Here is a 746-nt window from a genome sequence, read left to right on the forward strand (position 1 = left end):
TGTTGAAATACCACTCTGGTCACTTTGGATGTCTAACGTAGGACCCTGATCGGGTTCATGGACAGTGCCTGATGGGTAGTTTAACTGGGGCGGTTGCCTCCCAAAGAGTAACGGAGGCGCCCAAAGGTTCCCTCAACCTGGTTGGCAATCAGGTGGCGAGTGTAAGTGCACAAGGGAGCTTGACTGTGAGACTGACAGGTCGAGCAGGGACGAAAGTCGGGACTAGTGATCCGGCAGTGGCTTGTGGAAGCGCTGTCGCTCAACGGATAAAAGGTACCTCGGGGATAACAGGCTGATCTTGCCCAAGAGTCCATATCGACGGCATGGTTTGGCACCTCGATGTCGGCTCGTCGCATCCTGGGGCTGGAGTAGGTCCCAAGGGTTGGGCTGTTCGCCCATTAAAGCGGTACGCGAGCTGGGTTTAGAACGTCGTGAGACAGTTCGGTCCCTATCCGCTGCGCGCGTTGGAAATTTGAGAAGATCTATCCCTAGTACGAGAGGACCGGGATGGACGAACCTCTGGTGTGTCAGTTGTTCTGCCAAGGGCACCGCTGATTAGCTACGTTCGGACCGGATAACCGCTGAAAGCATCTAAGCGGGAAGCCGTCTTCGAGATGAGATTTCCATGCACCTTGAGTGTGAGAGGCTCCCAGCAGACTACTGGGTTGATAGGCCGGATGTGGAAGCGGGGACTAACGACCCGTGGAGCTGACCGGTACTAATAAGCCGAAGACTTGACAACACAA

Annotated in this window: 1 rRNA gene; it reads left to right on the forward strand. The window is 55.1% G+C overall.

What is annotated here, in order from left to right:
* A 23S ribosomal RNA gene (locus FS532_RS18405) occupies positions 1-742 on the forward strand; the annotation flags it as partial.
* Positions 743-746 lie beyond the last annotated feature (4 nt).

Source organism: Curtobacterium pusillum, from assembly GCF_007673235.1.
Lineage (GTDB): Bacteria > Actinomycetota > Actinomycetes > Actinomycetales > Microbacteriaceae > Curtobacterium > Curtobacterium pusillum_C.